The sequence below is a fragment of the Enterococcus sp. DIV0183 genome, assembly GCF_050541505.1.
Taxonomy (GTDB): Bacteria; Bacillota; Bacilli; order Lactobacillales; family Enterococcaceae; genus Enterococcus; species Enterococcus faecalis.
This window is the reverse complement of record NZ_CP172932.1, coordinates 213984-232500: the sequence shown is the minus strand read 5'-3', so window position 1 is coordinate 232500 and position 18517 is coordinate 213984. Positions and strand designations below refer to the sequence as shown.

The 18517-nt window shown below is 39.9% G+C and carries 13 protein-coding genes and 1 rRNA gene (1 of these 14 running past the window's edge); 1 reads left to right on the top strand and 13 read right to left on the bottom strand.

The features are described 5' to 3' along the window. The 13 genes from IGK72_RS01125 to pth form a co-directional block, all read right to left on the bottom strand. Positions 1–1172: ribosomal RNA gene (locus tag IGK72_RS01125) — 16S ribosomal RNA — on the bottom strand; it reaches 389 nt to the left of the window's first position. A gap of 653 nt (positions 1173–1825) precedes the next feature. Further along, on the bottom strand, positions 1826–3322 hold the full coding sequence (gene lysS / locus IGK72_RS01120) for a lysine--tRNA ligase (RefSeq protein ID WP_002359372.1): 1497 nt from the start codon (positions 3320–3322) through the stop codon (positions 1826–1828). A gap of 93 nt (positions 3323–3415) precedes the next feature. After that, positions 3416–4414 (bottom strand): tRNA dihydrouridine synthase DusB, encoded by a 999-nt coding sequence (dusB, locus tag IGK72_RS01115; RefSeq protein WP_010710986.1) that lies wholly within the window; start codon positions 4412–4414, stop codon positions 3416–3418. Between the two features lie 11 nt (positions 4415–4425). After that, entirely contained in the window at positions 4426–5322 is an 897-nt protein-coding gene (hslO, locus tag IGK72_RS01110) for an Hsp33 family molecular chaperone HslO (protein WP_002359370.1), read from the bottom strand. Positions 5323–5483: 161 nt separating this feature from the next. Then, the gene (gene ftsH, locus IGK72_RS01105) at positions 5484–7640 is read right to left on the bottom strand and encodes an ATP-dependent zinc metalloprotease FtsH (protein WP_002363441.1); all 2157 of its coding nucleotides are present in this window, start codon (positions 7638–7640) and stop codon (positions 5484–5486) included. A 93-nt stretch (positions 7641–7733) separates the two neighbouring features. Then, positions 7734–8279, bottom strand: a complete 546-nt coding sequence (gene hpt, locus IGK72_RS01100) for a hypoxanthine phosphoribosyltransferase (protein WP_002356260.1) — start codon at positions 8277–8279, stop codon at positions 7734–7736. A gap of 18 nt (positions 8280–8297) precedes the next feature. Then, positions 8298–9686: a tRNA lysidine(34) synthetase TilS gene (tilS, locus tag IGK72_RS01095; protein WP_023894658.1), complete on the bottom strand. Its 1389-nt coding sequence runs from the start codon at positions 9684–9686 to the stop codon at positions 8298–8300. Between the two features lie 85 nt (positions 9687–9771). Further along, positions 9772–10251 carry a S1 domain-containing RNA-binding protein gene (locus tag IGK72_RS01090; RefSeq protein ID WP_002356258.1) on the bottom strand — a complete coding sequence of 160 codons (480 nt, stop codon included), beginning with the start codon at positions 10249–10251 and terminating at the stop codon, positions 9772–9774. Between the two features lie 44 nt (positions 10252–10295). Continuing rightward, complete coding sequence (locus tag IGK72_RS01085; protein ID WP_002356257.1) at positions 10296–10775, bottom strand: FtsB family cell division protein; 480 nt, start codon at positions 10773–10775, stop codon at positions 10296–10298. A 254-nt stretch (positions 10776–11029) separates the two neighbouring features. Then, positions 11030–11293: an RNA-binding S4 domain-containing protein gene (locus IGK72_RS01080; protein WP_002356255.1), complete on the bottom strand. Its 264-nt coding sequence runs from the start codon at positions 11291–11293 to the stop codon at positions 11030–11032. Between the two features lie 14 nt (positions 11294–11307). Continuing rightward, positions 11308–12897, bottom strand: a complete 1590-nt coding sequence (locus IGK72_RS01075) for a putative polysaccharide biosynthesis protein (RefSeq protein ID WP_002364515.1) — start codon at positions 12895–12897, stop codon at positions 11308–11310. 15 nt (positions 12898–12912) lie between these two features. Then, positions 12913–16452, bottom strand: a complete 3540-nt coding sequence (gene mfd / locus IGK72_RS01070; protein ID WP_002388750.1) for a transcription-repair coupling factor — start codon at positions 16450–16452, stop codon at positions 12913–12915. 19 nt (positions 16453–16471) lie between these two features. Next, entirely contained in the window at positions 16472–17038 is a 567-nt protein-coding gene (gene pth, locus IGK72_RS01065; RefSeq protein ID WP_002361556.1) for an aminoacyl-tRNA hydrolase, read from the bottom strand. Between the two features lie 335 nt (positions 17039–17373). On the opposite strand from pth, the gene IGK72_RS01060 reads away from it, so the two are divergent. Then, positions 17374–18357 (top strand): L-lactate dehydrogenase, encoded by a 984-nt coding sequence (locus tag IGK72_RS01060; RefSeq protein ID WP_002356251.1) that lies wholly within the window; start codon positions 17374–17376, stop codon positions 18355–18357. The last annotated feature ends 160 nt before the right edge of the window (positions 18358–18517 follow it).

The window sequence follows — 18517 nt, the reverse complement described above, 5'->3', positions numbered from 1 at the left end:
CGCTAGAGTGCCCAACTAAATGATGGCAACTAACAATAAGGGTTGCGCTCGTTGCGGGACTTAACCCAACATCTCACGACACGAGCTGACGACAACCATGCACCACCTGTCACTTTGTCCCCGAAGGGAAAGCTCTATCTCTAGAGTGGTCAAAGGATGTCAAGACCTGGTAAGGTTCTTCGCGTTGCTTCGAATTAAACCACATGCTCCACCGCTTGTGCGGGCCCCCGTCAATTCCTTTGAGTTTCAACCTTGCGGTCGTACTCCCCAGGCGGAGTGCTTAATGCGTTTGCTGCAGCACTGAAGGGCGGAAACCCTCCAACACTTAGCACTCATCGTTTACGGCGTGGACTACCAGGGTATCTAATCCTGTTTGCTCCCCACGCTTTCGAGCCTCAGCGTCAGTTACAGACCAGAGAGCCGCCTTCGCCACTGGTGTTCCTCCATATATCTACGCATTTCACCGCTACACATGGAATTCCACTCTCCTCTTCTGCACTCAAGTCTCCCAGTTTCCAATGACCCTCCCCGGTTGAGCCGGGGGCTTTCACATCAGACTTAAGAAACCGCCTGCGCTCGCTTTACGCCCAATAAATCCGGACAACGCTTGCCACCTACGTATTACCGCGGCTGCTGGCACGTAGTTAGCCGTGGCTTTCTGGTTAGATACCGTCAGGGGACGTTCAGTTACTAACGTCCTTGTTCTTCTCTAACAACAGAGTTTTACGATCCGAAAACCTTCTTCACTCACGCGGCGTTGCTCGGTCAGACTTTCGTCCATTGCCGAAGATTCCCTACTGCTGCCTCCCGTAGGAGTCTGGGCCGTGTCTCAGTCCCAGTGTGGCCGATCACCCTCTCAGGTCGGCTATGCATCGTGGCCTTGGTGAGCCGTTACCTCACCAACTAGCTAATGCACCGCGGGTCCATCCATCAGCGACACCCGAAAGCGCCTTTCACTCTTATGCCATGCGGCATAAACTGTTATGCGGTATTAGCACCTGTTTCCAAGTGTTATCCCCCTCTGATGGGTAGGTTACCCACGTGTTACTCACCCGTCCGCCACTCCTCTTTCCAATTGAGTGCAAGCACTCGGGAGGAAAGAAGCGTTCGACTTGCATGTATTAGGCACGCCGCCAGCGTTCGTCCTGAGCCAGGATCAAACTCTCATAATAAAAGTTAGAACAATCTTACGATTGTTAAGCTCAATTTGTTTGCTAGCATATTGCTTGCTTGTTAAAAATGTTTGTTGTCTTGAATTGAATCAAGACGCCCTACACATTTGGTTCGTCTATTCTTTGTTCAGTTTTCAAAGGTCTACGTTACCTCGCAGCAACTTTTATATCATAACAAACTTTCGTTTGAATGTCAAGAACTTTTTTAAAAAAGTTTTTTTAAGTTGTTTTGCTCGGTTGTTGTTGTCTGTTGTGACAACTTCTATATCTTATCATCTCGCTTGTTATTTGTCAACAACTTTTTTGTTGTTTTTTCAAACTTTTTTCGAGAGATTTGAAATCAAGAATTGTTATTTAATTATTGATTTCTGAATCGCTCAGCTGTGTGACTCGCCTTGCGACATGTAATAATATACCAAGATTTCAAGCATTGGTCAATCATTATTTTCACTTTTTTTAAACTTTTTTTCAATACCGATTATTCTTTCTTATCCGATTAGATAAAGTTCGTTTTTTTATCAGATTACCCATTCTTTTTATTACCCATCTTCGATTTTTTTAGAAAAAAAGAATTGGTTTCAATTGTTTTTCTATTCTTTTTTTATTTAATTTTTTGCGAATACAAAAAAAAGATGCCCTTAAGGCATCTTTTTTTATCTCATTGTTGGGAATAGCAAGACATCACGAATTGATTGTGCATCAGTTAATAACATAACTAGTCGATCAATCCCAATACCTAATCCTCCGGTTGGTGGTAAGCCATATTCTAAGGCTTCGATGAAATCTTCATCTACTCCGTGTGCTTCATCATTTCCTTGTTCCCGTTCTTTTTCTTGTTCTTCAAAACGTTCACGTTGGTCAATTGGATCATTTAATTCTGTAAATGCATTAGCAAACTCTTTTCCGATAATAAACAGTTCAAAGCGGTCAGTGAAACGACCATCTTCTGGATTTTTCTTCGCTAATGGTGAAACAGCTACTGGGTGACCATAAATAAATGTTGGTTGTTGCAACGTATCTTCTACAAATGTTTCGAAAAATTCATTAATGATATGACCGACTGTCATGGCATCTGTAATTTCAACATTATGTTCTTTAGCCAACGCACGGGCTTCTTCTATCGTCATCTCTTGCCAAAAATCTACGCCCGTTTGTTCTTTGACCGCATCTACCATGTGTAGACGTTTGAAAGGACTTCCTAAGTCAACCGCTTGACCATCGTACGTGATATCAGTAGTTCCTAAGACTTTTTCCGCAGCATTACGAATAATTCCCTCTGTTAAATCCATCACATCTTGATAATCAGTATAAGCGGTATAAGCTTCTAGCATTGTAAATTCTGGGTTATGAGTGGTATCGATTCCTTCATTACGGAAGACACGACCAATTTCATAGACTTTTTCCATGCCACCGACAATTAAACGTTTTAAATGTAACTCTAGGGCAATGCGTAAGTATAAGTCCATATCTAATGCATTATGGTGTGTGATAAATGGACGAGCAGCAGCTCCTCCTGCTTCGTTATGCAAGACAGGCGTTTCTACTTCGACATAGCCATTGCCATCTAGATAACGACGGATTTCGCTAATAATTTGACTGCGTTTCATGAAGCGATCAAAGCTTTCTTTGTTACTGATTAAATCCAAATAGCGTTGACGATAGCGTTGTTCCACATTCGTTAATCCATGGTATTTATCTGGCAATGGACGCAAAGCTTTAGTTAGTAACGTAATTGTTTGAGCTTTAACAGTAACTTCCCCCGTATTGGTTTTCATTACTTGACCTGTCACACCAAAGAAGTCGCCTAAGTCAGCATGTTTAAATAGTTCATAGGCTTCGTCTCCAACTTGGTCCTTCCGAACATAAATTTGAATTTGGCCTTCACGGTCTTGCAAATGGGCGAAACCAGCTTTTCCTTTACCACGTTTTGTCATCATACGTCCAGCAACGCTGACTTCTGTATTCATTTCACTAAGTTCTTCTTTTGTATGATTATCATATTGTTCATGAAGTTCTGCTGAATTATGAGTGCGATCGAAACGTTTACCGAAAGGATCAATCCCTTCTTCACGTAAAGCTTCCATTTTTTCGCGGCGCACGAGCATTTGATCATTTAAATCCTCTAAATGCGCTTGTTGTTCTTCTGCCACTGTTGTTCCTCCATTCTTGATTTTAACCTATCCTAATAATGCCACAGTAATTCGAAAAAAAGCAAGCCGAATTTTACTTTCGGCTTGAATTTTTTATTCTTCTATAGTAGTTACAGCAACTTTGGAAATCTTCTCTACAAAGGCATCAAGTAAATCGACAACTGCTTGTTGTGTTTCAACTTGGTTAATCGCAACTTTGACTTTGGCCGCTCGCGAGATTCCTTTTAGATAGTAAGAAGCATGTTGGCGAAACTCACGGACCGCAATTTTTTCACCTTTTAAATCCACTAATCGTTGTAAATGAACTTTTGCAATGTTAATTTTTTCAGCTGGTGAAGGCTCAGGCATCAATTCGCCCGTTTCCAAGTATTCTTTCGTCCGTTGAATCATCCAAGGATTGCCCAAAGCAGCTCGACCAATCATCACACCATCCGCTCCAACATATTCTAACATGCGTTTAGCATCTTCAGGCGTTTTGACATCGCCATTTCCCATAAAAGGAATGGTTAAATGCTTTTTCACTTCCTTTAAAACGTCCCAGTTGGCTGTCCCTTCGTACATTTGGACACGTGTCCGACCATGCATAGCAATTGCCGAAGCCCCTGCTTGTTCGGCAGCCAAAGCGTTGTCTACAGCATATAGATGATCTTCATCCCAGCCTGTTCGCATTTTTACAGTAACAGGCAAAGAAACTGCCGAAGAGACTGCGTGAACCATCTCATGCACTTTATTCGGTTCCAGCAACCATTTCGCACCAGCTTCAGCTTTAATTATTTTATTGACAGGGCAACCCATGTTAATATCAATAATCGCCGCTTGCGTATTTTCTTCCACAAACTTAGCAGCTTCCACTAATGTTTCTTTATCTCCACCAAAAATTTGTACACTTAAAGGATATTCTCGCTCATCAATATATAGCATTTCTAAGGTTTTTTTGTTTCTTAATTTAATTCCTTTGTCACTAATCATTTCACAAACGACTAATCCTGCGCCAAATTCTTTTACAGTCACACGAAAAGCGGCGTTACTAATACCCGCCATCGGAGCTACGACAACACGGTTGGGGATTTCAACGTCTCCAATTTTCCACATAGTCTTTCCTCCTACTTTTGTTTCGTATTGCGAATCGCTTCATCGCGAAGTTCAATTAATTCTTCTTCACTATAGTGATATTTATTGTTACAGAATTGACAAACTGCTTCTGCTCCATGATCTTCATCAATCATCGCATTTAATTCATCGATCCCAACAGCAATCAAAGCGGTCGCAAATTTTTCTTTGGAACAGTCACATTTAAATTGTACAGGCATTTTTTCTAAAATTTCTACTTCGTCTTCTCCCAATAAGCGATACAAGACTTGTTCAGGTGTTTCTCCATTTTCTAGTAATTGTGAAATTGGTGGCACTTCCGCTAGACGCTGTTCAATAAAATCAATGGTACTTTCATCGGCACCTGGCATTACTTGAATCATAAAACCACCGGCTGCTTTCACAGATTCATCCGTGTCCACCAATACACCTAAACCGATAGCTGAAGGAACTTGTTCAGAGACCGCCATAAAATATGTAAAGTCTTCACCGATTTCACCAGAAACAATAGGTGTTTGTCCAGAAAAGGTTTCTTTTAATCCTAAATCTTTAATGACTGTGAAAATTCCTTCGTTACCGACAGCACCACGTACATCAATTTTACCTGTTGCATTCAACTTTAAGCTGACATGTGGATTTTTAATGTAGCCTTTTGTTTCTCCACGGCCATTACTATCGACAATAATAGCGCCAGCTGGGCCATTTCCTTGTACTTTTACAGTTAATTTATCGTCACCTTTTAAAGTCGCTCCTAGTAAAAGGGCTCCAATCAATGTGCGTCCTAACGCTGCGGTAGAAGAACTCCATGTATCATGTCTTCTTTGCGCTTCACTAACAGTTTCAGTGGCACTGATGGCATATGCTCGTATTGAACCTTTATAACAAAGGGCTTTTACTAAATAATCTTCCATTCTTTTTCCTCTTCTCTTGGTGCTTTTTTGTCCATTAGTCAGATAATACTAGGAATCAGGTGTTTTTTCAACCAAATAATCTTCCTTCTATAGAATATCTTAATATTATAGAAGGTGCAGTATTCGTCAACTCGACAAATACTGCACCTTCTACTAATTGGTTATTTATAACGATCTTCGTAGTTATTGCGATCATATTCAGAATTGGAATCTGAATCTTTTTTCTCTTCAGATTGGACTTCTTTTTCTGTTTGTTCGCTTTCTACTTTGACTTCTTCTGCTTCATCATGTAATTCTTTTTTCGCTTCTTCAAAGTCTTGTTTTTCTTCAACTTGTTTTTGCGCTTCTTTTTCTTCTAAAGCACGTTTTGCTTCTTCGAATGTTTGCGCTTCTTTTTCACTAGGATAGTCGCTGTCAGCACCTTCAGGCATTTTACCTGTTTCAAATAATGATTTGATTGCTTTTGCATCTAATGTTTCATATTCTAATAGTTTTTCAGCGATTAGTTTATGTTGTTCACGGTGCGCTTCGATAATTTCATGCGCTTTTGTATGAGCATCCATTAAGATACGGCGAACTTCCTGATCGATTTCAAACGCCACTTGTTCTGAGTAAGCTTTTGTTTGACCATAATCACGACCGACAAAGACTTGATGGTTTCCTTCATATTGAACAGGTCCTAATTTGTCACTCATTCCATATTCCGTTACCATGCTACGGGCAATCCCTGTTGCTTGTTCAAAGTCATTTGAAGCCCCTGTTGATTGAACGCCAAAGATAATTTCTTCTGCTGTACGTCCACCAAGTAAGCCAACGATTTGTTCAAACATATCTTCTTTAGTCATTAAGAATTGATCTTCTTTTGGTAAAGCAATCATATAACCGCCTGCGCGACCACGAGGGATAATTGTTACTTTATGGACAACACGGGCACGGCTTAAGACTAAACCAACGATTGTGTGTCCCGCTTCATGGTAAGCCACCATTTCGCGTTCTTTTTTATTAATCACGCGATCTTTTTTAGCTGGACCAGCAATTACGCGGTCTTCGGCTTCATCCACATCAGAAGCATCAATTTTTTTCTTGTTACGACGAGCGGCAACTAAGGCTGCTTCGTTTAAGACATTTTCTAAATCAGCACCAGCAAAACCTGGTGTTTGTTGTGCAACAACTTTCAAATCAACGTCATCAGCTAACGGTTTGTTTTTCGCATGAACACGTAAAATCGCTTCACGACCTTTGACATCTGGACGTCCTACCAAGATTTGGCGGTCAAAACGACCTGGACGTAACAACGCTGGGTCTAACACGTCTGAACGGTTCGTTGCAGCAATTACGATAACTCCTTCATTGCCATCAAAACCATCCATCTCAACTAATAATTGGTTAAGGGTTTGTTCACGTTCGTCGTGTCCGCCACCCATACCAGCACCACGTTGACGACCAACTGCATCGATTTCATCGATAAAGATAATCGCAGGCGCGTTTTTCTTCGCTGTTTCAAATAAATCCCGGACACGGCTAGCACCGACCCCGACAAACATTTCAACGAAATCTGAACCTGAGATTGAGTAAAATGGCACACCTGCTTCACCTGCTACGGCTTTAGCAAGTAACGTTTTACCAGTCCCTGGAGGTCCCTCTAATAGTACGCCCGCAGGAATCCGTGCGCCTAATTCAGCGAAACGACGTGGATCTTTTAAGAATTCCACTACTTCAACTAATTCTTGTTTTTCTTCTTCCGCACCAGCTACATCTGAGAAGCGGACACGGTTAGCTTTTTTATCGGCTTCTTTGGCTTTTGATTTACCGAAGTTCATCACACGGCCACCGCCGCCACCGCCACCGCCTTGTTGGCTCATCATCATGTAGAAGAAGAAGAAAATAATCACTAATGGTAAGAAACTAAACAACAGTGACAACCAAGCACCACTTGTTGATTGTTCTTTGACAACTAGCTTCACCTTGTTATTTTGTGCCGCATCTTGAATGCCAGCTAAGGTTGTATCACTAGGTAAAACGGTTGTTGTGAAGCCTTTTGACGACGCTTGCGTTGAGCCCCACAATGACAGACCACCTGTGTCTTTCACTTCTTGTTTTTCTTTATACTGACCTTCAATCCGGTAAACCCCATTGGTTGGTTGAATGGTCATGTCTTTGACTTTTCCGTCTTCCAATTGTTGTTGGAAGGTTGAGTAATCGATGTCTGGCGATTGTTGGTTGTTATTTCCAAAAATGAAATAGACAACCATGACCATGGCAAGTACTACTAAGACGTAGTATAAACCATTTTTCATGCCATTATTCTTTTTGTTCATGCCTGTCCTCCTTATGCTCATCATTACAATTCATGTTATTCTTTTATCAATCCTGACCTTTACATTGTAACACAATTAATTCCTTGATAGATATTAATTTGATTCGTAAACTTCAGGTTTTAAAACGCCAATATAAGGCAAGTTGCGGTACGTTTCTGCATAGTCTAATCCGTAACCGACCACAAACTCATTGGGCACATCAAACCCTACGTAGTCAGCTTTAATGTCTACTACACGGCCTTCTGGTTTATCTAATAAGGTAACAATTTTCACAGATGCAGCTTTACGGTATCTAAACAAATCTACTAAATACGCTAATGTACGACCACTATCGATGATATCTTCTACGATTAAAATATGTCTACCTTCGACATTTGTGTCCAAGTCTTTGACAATTTTTACTTCGCCTGAAGAAACTGTCGCGTTGCCGTAGCTAGATACATCCATAAAGTCCAATTCTAAATAAGTATTGATTTCACGAGTCAAATCAGCCATAAATGGTACTGCACCTTTTAAAATACCGACCACTAAAGGATTTTTCCCTTGATATTCTTCTGTCAGTTGCTTGCCAAGCTCTGCAGACTTCGCAAGAATTTCTTCTTTGGAGATTAGGACTTTCTCAATATCTTTTTCTATCATAGTGCGCTCCTTTCAGCATTACTCCTTTGTCTTAAAAAGGAGTCTGTAGTGTATTTTATCAGTTTCTAAAGGAATACTCAAATAGGAATTTGCAAATTTTGGTACCCAAATGATTTCCTCTTGCTCATCCGTAATGACCCAAGCACTCTCTCTCGCTTCATTTGGCACTTTTTGATCAATAAAAACTCTGCTTAATTTTTTCGTAAACCCTAGTTTTAATGTAATCCGATCACCACTTTGGCGATGACGAACGGTCAAAGGTGTGGCTGTGGTCAACGGGATTGCCAACAACTGGCCCGCCCATTGATTAATCTCTTCAGGAAGAGGAAACGGTTTGTCTGTCGCAATTAATCCTAGCCACTCGGTTTCCGATAAATAAATCCCCGCACCAGGTACTAATAAATGTGTAACTTCTTCTCGCAGTGCAACCTGTTTTTGTTCTAAGCACAGCCAATCGTAACTTTTAGCTAGTTGCCATTGCTGTTCTAACATAACCGAGCCTTGCGGTTGGCGTTCATCATTCAAAACTTTTAAAATTTGTGTCATCTGGCGTTGGTTTAACGAAACCCCTAATGGCACTAATGTTTTTTGGAAAAACGCGGTTAAAAAGAAGTGCTGGTACGCAGGCGTTTCTTTTAATAATCTCTTCAAAGGAATGCGCCAGCCTTGTTTGGTCGGTTCTACGGCTTCAGATAATTGAGGCTCAATTTGTTCCTGAATAAATTCTTGGGCAAAACGTTGTTCATTACTAAAAGAAGCAATCTGATCTAAGAATTGCGGATTTTCCTGCTTTAATAGCGGCAAAACCTGATTACGGAGCCGATTTCTCAAATATTCATTGGTTTGGTTCGTTTCGTCCTCAAAATAAACGAATGCTTGGCGCTGTGCAAATTGATACAATTCTTCTTTTGGATAAATAAGTAACGGACGAATCAATTCCCCTGTCGCAAAAGGACGTCTCTCTTTAATGCCTGCGGAATGGGAAAAATTAGTTCCTCGAATCAGCTTCATTAAAATCGTTTCCGCTTGATCGTCTAGATGATGTGCCGTCATTAAGACCGCCGCACCTTCAATTTCCATGACTTCTTTAAAAAATTCATAACGAAATGTGCGCGCTTTTGCTTCTAAATTCCGTTGCTTTTCAGGGTCTTCCCAACGTGTTTCATAATACGTTAGCTCTCGATGCTGACAATAGGTAGCGAGATATTGCGCTTCCTGTGCCGACGCTTCTCGCAATTGATGATTGACGTGTGCAACAACCAATTGTAATTGTTCTTTTTCTGCCACCTGTTCCATTAACGTCAAAAGGGCCATGGAGTCTACACCACCAGAAACGGCGACCACGATTGTTTGATGCGGTTGCCAAAATCCTTGTTCTTTTCCTCGTTTATAAAACTGCCAAAACATTGTTCGCCCTTCTTTCTTCCTTAGAATAAAAGAGGAACCGAGAAATAACCCATTCGTTATCCCCAGTCCCCCTATTTGTTTGTGCTTAGCCGCGACGTCCGCCACGTCCGCCACGTTTGCCTTCAGTATTACGTTTTAATGAAGATAAACGGTCATCACTATCTTTCAAGAAAGAGCTCATCAATGAGTCAAAATCTTGTTTATTGTTATTGTTATTTGCTTGTGGTTTATTGAAAGGCTTTTTGCCCCCTGCGCGTGGATTACGGTCACGATTCTCATAATTGTTTTCACGACGTTGAAATTCACGTTTTGGTTGTTGCCCTTCTGCTGGCTCTTGCGCTTTACGGATCGATAAGCCAATTTTGCCGTCGTCACCAACTGAGGTTACTTTCACTGTTACTTCGTCACCTACTGTTAATACATCATGAATATCTTTAACGAATCCATTAGACACTTCACTGATGTGTACTAACCCAGTTTTTCCTTCTCCTAAATCAATAAATGCACCAAAGTTAGTAATCCCTGACACTTTTCCTGGCAATTTAGCTCCTACTTCGATTGACATAAAAAAATTGTTCCTCCTATTTTTTCCCTAATTATAATTGCAGTTTATTCAGCTGAAGACTTAGTTGTTTCAGTTGAAGACTGTGATTGACTATTTTTTTCTGAACTGCTCTTGCTTTCTTCCGCTCCAGAAGTCTGTGTTTTTTTCATTTGTTCTGGTGTGGGATAAATCTGTTCGCCTTCTTTTGAGAGAAGGAAACGGCTACGTGCTAATTTTGCCACATAATCATCATCTTTTAACAAAGCAACGTCTTTTTTTAGATCCTTGACCTTCTTATCAACTGCTACGGATTCAGCAATTGCATCTGCTCGTTCTTGTTTGAAAGCACCTAAGCGATGATAATCTTTCATCAATTGGATGCCAGAAAAGGCAAAAATAATGAAGGCCACGAGAAAAATCGCTGCCAAGCGTCTGCGTCTAAAAATCAATTGTTTCTGTTGTTTTTGGAATTCGACATACTGTTCTTTCGTGTAGTCATTTTCCAATGCCGCAACTTTCTTCGAGTTTTTTTCATTCTTTCCCATCGTCTCGCTCCACTCGCTTTGGATTGTCCGTTTTATTATACCAACATCTAAGAACCTTGTCTAATGTTAATTTCAGAGAAGTTAAAGAAAATCAAGCTTTTTTCTAAAATATTCTTTGCTTTTGAAATAACAGTGGTTGATTTATTAATTTTTTTCAAAAGCGGCGCGTCTGTTTCATTAAAACGCTGAAAGGATGAAGCGCTTGGAATATTCATCTTTTCAATGAACTTGCCAAGCGCTCCATCCTCACCTGCTTATTCTTCAGAGACACGTGTTTCTGATTTTATTTCATACATTTTTGTGGCATCTTCTTTTTTCGTAGAGTCATTTAGTTGCAGGACTTCTACTTCTAAAATTCTGTTCCCAAATTGAATTTTGACAAGGTCACCAATCTTCACAGTACTAGAAGATTTGGCTAAGACTCCGTTGATTTGAATCCGACCTTTATCAGCGACTTCTTTGGCAACTGTTCTTCTTTTAATAATGCGAGAAACTTTTAAAAATTTATCTAACCGCATCACATTCACCTCTTTTATTTTTTTTGTCTCATCCGTAAAATTTTTGCGCCATACGGTAAACTTAACCATTCACGTATCGTAAATAATTCTAACTTAATGATGGTGCTAATAAAAACTGTACCACCCACTGCAACACCTAAAACTGTAACGAAAAACGCTTGACTTCGGTGATGCACACCTTGGAACAAGATGGAGATAATTCCTTGATAGACCAGTAATGACAGCATCATGATTGCTAAACTAAGCAACAGTTTTTTCAAAAAGTTTCGTTCTCGAACAAAACAATTAATCGCTGCATCCGATTGTCGGACTAAAACGAATAACGTCGCTAGTAACCCAAGAATAGTAGACCAACTAGCACCTAATGTTCCCCAACGAATGGTGAAAAAGCCCGTTGTCAGTAATTTCACTAATAAGCCCACACCAGCTGCCACTAAAGGACCTTTAAAACGATTGCGACTTTGTTCAATACTTTGGTAGGCCTGAATAATGGCCATAAAAGCGATGGATAAAACATACACCCCTAAAACATCGTTGCCTTTATAATCTTTAAAAAGCGTAAAGTTCATGTACGGCAATAACATCATCAGACCAATCGAAGCCGCCGATGCCAAGGTTGTGGTAAGACGCAAAAAGATTTTTGCAACTTGTAAAAATTGTTGACGGTCTTTTTTCATAAAATATTTTGTCAAACCTGGTAAAAAGGTCGAGCTTAAAGCTAAAGCAATTACCAATCCTAATTGAACTAGTGGTTGTCCTCTATCATAGACCCCTTTGTCCACTTTCGCAGCTAAATCAGAGAGCCCGAAAAGCATGAGGGCATTTTTTACTTTAAAGGAATCAATTAATTGAAATAGAATCAGAAAAGCACTATATAAAGAGACCAAACCACCCTCAATCATTAAACGTTTAAATAGTCCTGTGGTTTGAGGCATAATCTTCCATTGATGCAAGTATTCCGTACTTCCACTAAGAATTTTTCGATTGTAGTACCATAAGACAAGTACCGCTAAGACACCGCCAGCCAACGCACCACTCATAGCCACCGTCCCCGTTTGGTAAATGGAGCCACCAAAGTAATGATAGGACAACGCAGCTACTAGAATAACCCCGACACGCACAAACTGTTCCATCACCTGTGAAATACCACTAGGCACCATCAACAAATGACCTTGAAAATTCCCACGATAGAAGGAAAGAATTGGAACGAGTAAAAAGGTAAAGGAAACAACTTCCATTAATGGTTGGAGTGCAGCATCCCCCATACTAATAGCAATTTCTTGACTACCAAAGAAAAAGAAGGCCCAACAAGCAATCGCTAACCATAACACATAGGGATATAGTTGGCGCAACACTTGTTTTTGACTCCGAATATCTGGTTGTTCAGCAACAATTTTGGAAATAAATTGCGGTAAGCCTGACAATGCTAATGTCATCGCAATCCCATAGATTGGATAAACTTGCTGATACACGTAAAATCCTTCATCCCCTACAAAGTTCTGAAAAGGAACGCGATAAAACGCACTCAACACTTTTGCAATGAAGGAAGCAATGGTTAACACAACGGCACCTTGCATCATTCGTTGCATTTCTTTTTGTGCCATCTTCTAGGCCTCCTTTTAAAGGGAATCCGTTTCTTGCGAATGTTTGTATTTTTCTTGTCGCAATGCGGTTGTAAAAGTAGCAATTTCTTGAATCCAAACAGCTTCTTTACAATCTTTCGGCAACTTCAAGGAAATAGTCATTTGTTCTTTCTCAACTGCTAGATCCGCTTTTAAGCTGGTGGCCGATAACGCCTCAAACAACTGCTCCACAGAGTATGTTTTTGTGCCAATTTTACTTAACACAAACTTGACTTTTTGGTCGCGTTTACGAATACTTTCTAACAAGGCACGGTCGCCATCCATTTTGATACGGCCAGTGGTTAATAAATGCGCCACTTCGTCAGGATACTCTCCAAAGCGGTCTAACAAGTCCGCTTCTAATTCTTCGTACATATCCATATTTTCTAATTGACGAATCCGTTTATAAATTTCAATTTTTTGTCGTTCGTCTGTAATGTACGTTCCTGGAATATAAGCATCAATGCCCAAATCAATCTCAACAGACGTTTTTTGGTCTTGGATATTTTTTCCTTGTTTACGAGCAACTGCCTCAGATAACATCTGTGAGTACATATCAAACCCAACCGAATCAATGAAGCCATGTTGTTGGGCACCAAGAAGGTTCCCGGCTCCTCGAATGGAAAGGTCACGCATCGCAATTTTGAACCCAGAACCTAATTCCGTAAAGTCTTTAATTGCTTCTAAACGTTTCTCGCTAACTTCGTTTAGGATTTTTTGCTGTTCGTACATAAAATAAGCATAGGCCACTCGATTGCTACGCCCCACACGACCACGTAATTGATACAACGTAGATAAGCCCATGTAGTCCGCATTTTCTACAAACAAGGTATTAGCATTAGGAATATCTACTCCTGTTTCAATAATTGTTGTAGTGACTAATATATCATATTGTCCTTCAATAAAATCAAACAAAGTATTCTCCAGTTGTACTTCTGTCATTTGACCATGTGCATACGCAATTCGTGCATCTGGAACTAGTGCTTGTAACTCTTCAACTTTTCGTTCAATCGTATCTACTCGATTGTATAAATAAAAGACTTGACCATCTCGGGCCATTTCTCGCTCAATCGCTTCCCGAATCGCCCCAGGATTATTTTCCATGACATACGTTTGGATTGGATAACGATTCTCTGGTGGGGTTTCGATGACGGATAAATCACGGACACCTAACATCGACATATGAAGGGTCCTTGGGATTGGCGTTGCTGTTAACGTCAAGACATCCACTTGTGAACGCAATTGTTTTAGTCGTTCTTTATGTTTCACTCCAAACCGTTGTTCCTCATCAATAATCAACAAGCCTAAATCACTAAAATTAATATCTTGCGACAATAAACGATGGGTACCAATCACAATATCTACTTGGCCATGTTTAATTTTTTCAATTGTTTCATTTTGCTGTTTTTTCGTGCGGAAACGACTTAATAAACCAATTTCTACAGGAAAGCCCTCAAACCGCTCTTGAATCGTTTCGTAATGTTGTTGCGCTAAAATAGTTGTTGGCACTAAAAAGGCAACCTGTTTATTGTTGCTAACAGCTTTGAAAGCCGCTCGTAAAGCCACTTCTGTTTTACCAAACCCTACATCGCCAACTAACAAACGATCCATTGGTCGAGATTTTTCCATGTCGTGTTTAATTTCGGCAGCACTACGTAATTGATCATCTGTTTCAGAATACGGAAAAGCCTCTTCAAATTCTTTTTGATACGCATCATCTGGCGGAAAAGCATAACCTTTTTCCGATTCTCTTGTCGCATAAAGTAAGATTAAATCATCCGCGATATCTTCAATTTTCGAAGCAACTTTTCGTTTAGTTTTCGTCCATTCACTGCCGCCTAGCTTGTTAATTTTCGGCGTTTTAGACTCGGAAGCAACGAACTTTTGAATCAAGTTCAATTGTGTTACTGGAATAAATAACTTGTCATCATTTTGGTACAAGATAGTCATGTAATCTTGATGGACCCCATCAACTTCTAAGGTTTCCATACCAATATATTTACCAATCCCGTGATTTGCATGAACGACATAATCGCCCGTTTTTAAGTCGCTATAACTTTTCAAACGTTCCGCATTAGAGATTGTTTGACGACGTGCCCGTTTTTTGGTCGTCGTATGAAAAATTTCTTTTTCCGTAATCGCCACGAGCTTGTTTTTAGGTAATTCAAACCCTGTTTGTAATGCCCCTTGGACAATTTGGACATGCCCATCTAACAACTGATCCCAATTGCTTACTACGCTAGGTATGTCAAAGTCCTGAAATAGCTCTTCGACTTTTTGAATCCGTTCTTTCGTAGGAACAAAAACAACGACCGTTTGGTTTTGCTTTTGCCAACGGTCCACTTCCGCTTTTAGCAACGGCATTTGACCGAAGAATTGTTGCATTGAACGATATTGGAAATTATGGACTTCTTGGAAACGAAGATTCCCCATTCCTTTTTGAAAAAGTGAAAAGAAGGTCGTATTTCGTGCAGTTTTTCGCAATTGATCATGAAAGTCTACGCCAAAAGTTTGTTCAGAAAACACGCGCATTTCTTCAATTTTCAGGGTTTGCCATTCCGCTTCCTCTCTAGCGATTTCTCGTTCCGTTTCCATCATACGAGAATAATCATCCACAAAAAGCAAACTATTTTCTGGTAAATAATCTAACAGCGTAGTTTTTTGTTGGTACAGAAAATCTGTATAATAGTGAGCATTTTCTGTAGGAATCCCTTGTTCCCAAGAAGACAGCAACTGACCAAAATATTCTTCTAAAAAATCGGTCTCCGTTTGATCTTTAGCTGTCGCTAAACGTTTTTCTAGAGCATCTTGTAACCTCGTCATGCCATGATTCATATCTGCCTTTGAGAATACTAAATCAGTCATTGGTGAAATCGTTACTTCTTCAAGATTTTCTAATGAGCGTTGAGTATCTGCTTCAAAATAACGGATTGAGTCAATTTCAACATCAAACAGTTCCACCCGAACAGGGTATTCGGCATTTAGCGGATAGACATCAACAATGCTTCCACGAATACTAAATTCGCCGGGCTTTCCGACCATCGATTGGCGTTCATAGCCCATTAACACTAAGCGTTGCGCGAGGATTTCAGGTTCTACTTCCGTCCCGATTTCCCAATGAAGTTGCGCATTTTGCCACGTTTCTTTCGTTGGCAAATATTTTCGTAGTCCAGCTACTGGTACGACCACGATTCCTGCATTCGCTGTCATCAGGAAATTTAACGCACTCACTCGATCTGCGCGCGCTTCTGGTGAAGAAAAGGCCATTTCGGCAGATAACACTTCATCTACTGGAAATAGATGAACTTGTTCTGAAGGTAAAATATTTAAAAAATCATCTACTAATTGATTGGCATAGTATAGGTTTGGGACCGCAATAACAATTTTTTGATGCGTCTTTTGTAAAGCGCCTGCCATCAGTAATGTTTTAGCAGAGCCTGATAACCCAGTAATTAGTTGGCGCGTTCCTGTTGTCATTAGTTGACTGCGCCATGATTTAGCAATTTCTGTTTGGCTAATTCGTTCGATAATATTCAAACAAGGGCCCTCCTTTCTGCTATTTTCCATTAAATTGATTCATTGTTTCAACAAACGTATGTCCTTCGCATGCATATAAAGCGGCATCGGCTGCTTTCTTTACAGCAAGTAACATCTCTTCGTGTGTTTCTTTGGGAAAAGTACTTAGTACATGGTGGATAACTGTATCATTTTTTGAGGGCCGACCAATGCCAATTTTAATTCTAGGAAAGACATTTGTTCCTAAATGGGCAATCAGACTTTTTATCCCATTGTGGCCGCCAGCACTACCTTTTTGCCGTAAACGAATTTTACCGACCTCTAAGTCTAAGTCATCATAAATAACAATCAAGTCTTCCTCATCTACCCCAAAGTAGGTCAACAGCGGCCCAACAGAGCGACCTGATTCATTCATAAATGTTAATGGTTTCACTAACAATACTTTCTCAGTCCCTATAAAAAACTCTGCAATATCTGCTTCAAAATTACTATTATTAAACGAAACATTTTGCCGATACGCAATTTCATCTAGCGTAATAAAGCCAATGTTGTGTTTTGTTTCTTTGTATTTACTACCGGGATTTCCCAGTCCTACGATTACTTTCATCTTTCATTCTCCTTGGATTATAAGCTTGCCAACACAAAATGGCTGGGAAGCGTATGCGCTACCCAGTTTTATTCATTATACCATAGAAATAAAAAAACTCGCAGTCTTTGAAGATTAAGAAAGATGTAAAAAAATTTTTTAGAAATTTAAACATGCGCAAGATAGTGAAATTACGCACATGTAAGAGCTACCATTTTGAAACAGGTCTGAAAACTGTATCATTTTTACAATCAAAGTTCGTGACATTTTTTACAAACCATGTTACTATCACTTTAGCAACAGGAAATAAAAACTCGTTGCTCACGAAAAAGAATGTAGAGGAAGGAATGGTACACATGACTGCAGCCGCAGGGAATAAAGATCACCAAAAAGTAATTTTAGTCGGGGACGGTGCCGTAGGTTCTAGCTATGCCTTTGCTTTAGTAACTCAGAATATTGCTCAAGAAGTTGGGATTATTGATATTAATGTACCAAAAACTGAAGGAGACGCGTTGGACTTATCTCACGCATTAGCATTTACTTCTCCTAAAAAAATCTATGCTGCTACTTATGACGATTGCCATGATGCAGACTTAGTTGTCTTAACAGCTGGTGCGCCTCAAAAACCAGGCGAAACTCGTTTAGACTTAGTTCATAAAAACTTGAAAATTAATAAAGAAATCGTTACAACAATTGTTGATTCTGGTTTCAACGGTATCTTCTTAGTTGCCGCAAACCCAGTTGATATTTTGACTTATTCAACTTGGAAATTCTCTGGCTTCCCGAAAGAACGAGTAATCGGTTCAGGAACTTCACTAGATTCTGCTCGTTTCCGTCAAGCAATTGCCGAATTAGTTGATGTTGATGCACGAAATGTCCATGCCTACATCTTAGGGGAACACGGAGATACAGAATTCCCAGTTTGGTCACATGCGAATGTCGCTGGCTTACAAATTTACGAATGGGTGAAAAATAATCCTGACGTCGATGAAGAAGCAATGGTTAATTTATTCTTCAACGTACGCGACGCTGCTTACACAATCATCGAGAAAAAAGGAGCTACTTTCTATGGAATCGCGGTTGCACTAGCGCGTATCACTAAAGCTATCCTAAACGATGAAAACTCTGTGTTACCACTATCTGTTTATTTAGAAGGTGAATATGGTCAAAACGATATTTATATCGGTGCACCAGCGATCATCAACCGCCAAGGCGTTAAACAAGTCATTGAAATTCCATTAACAGATGCTGAACAAGAAAAAATGGAAGCTTCTGCTTCTGCATTAAAAGAAGTTATTGAAACAGCTTTTGCTAAATTTGAAGCAGAAGAAGCAAAATAACTCCTTCTACAATAGTCAAAAATTAAAAACAACCAAGAGTGAACACTATTGTTACTCCGCTTTAAAGCCTGGTACAAAAATCCAAAGTGATTTTTGTACCAGGCTTTACTTTTAATCTGTTTTACTTTACTCATCACTCAACTTTTTAAAAAAATTATTG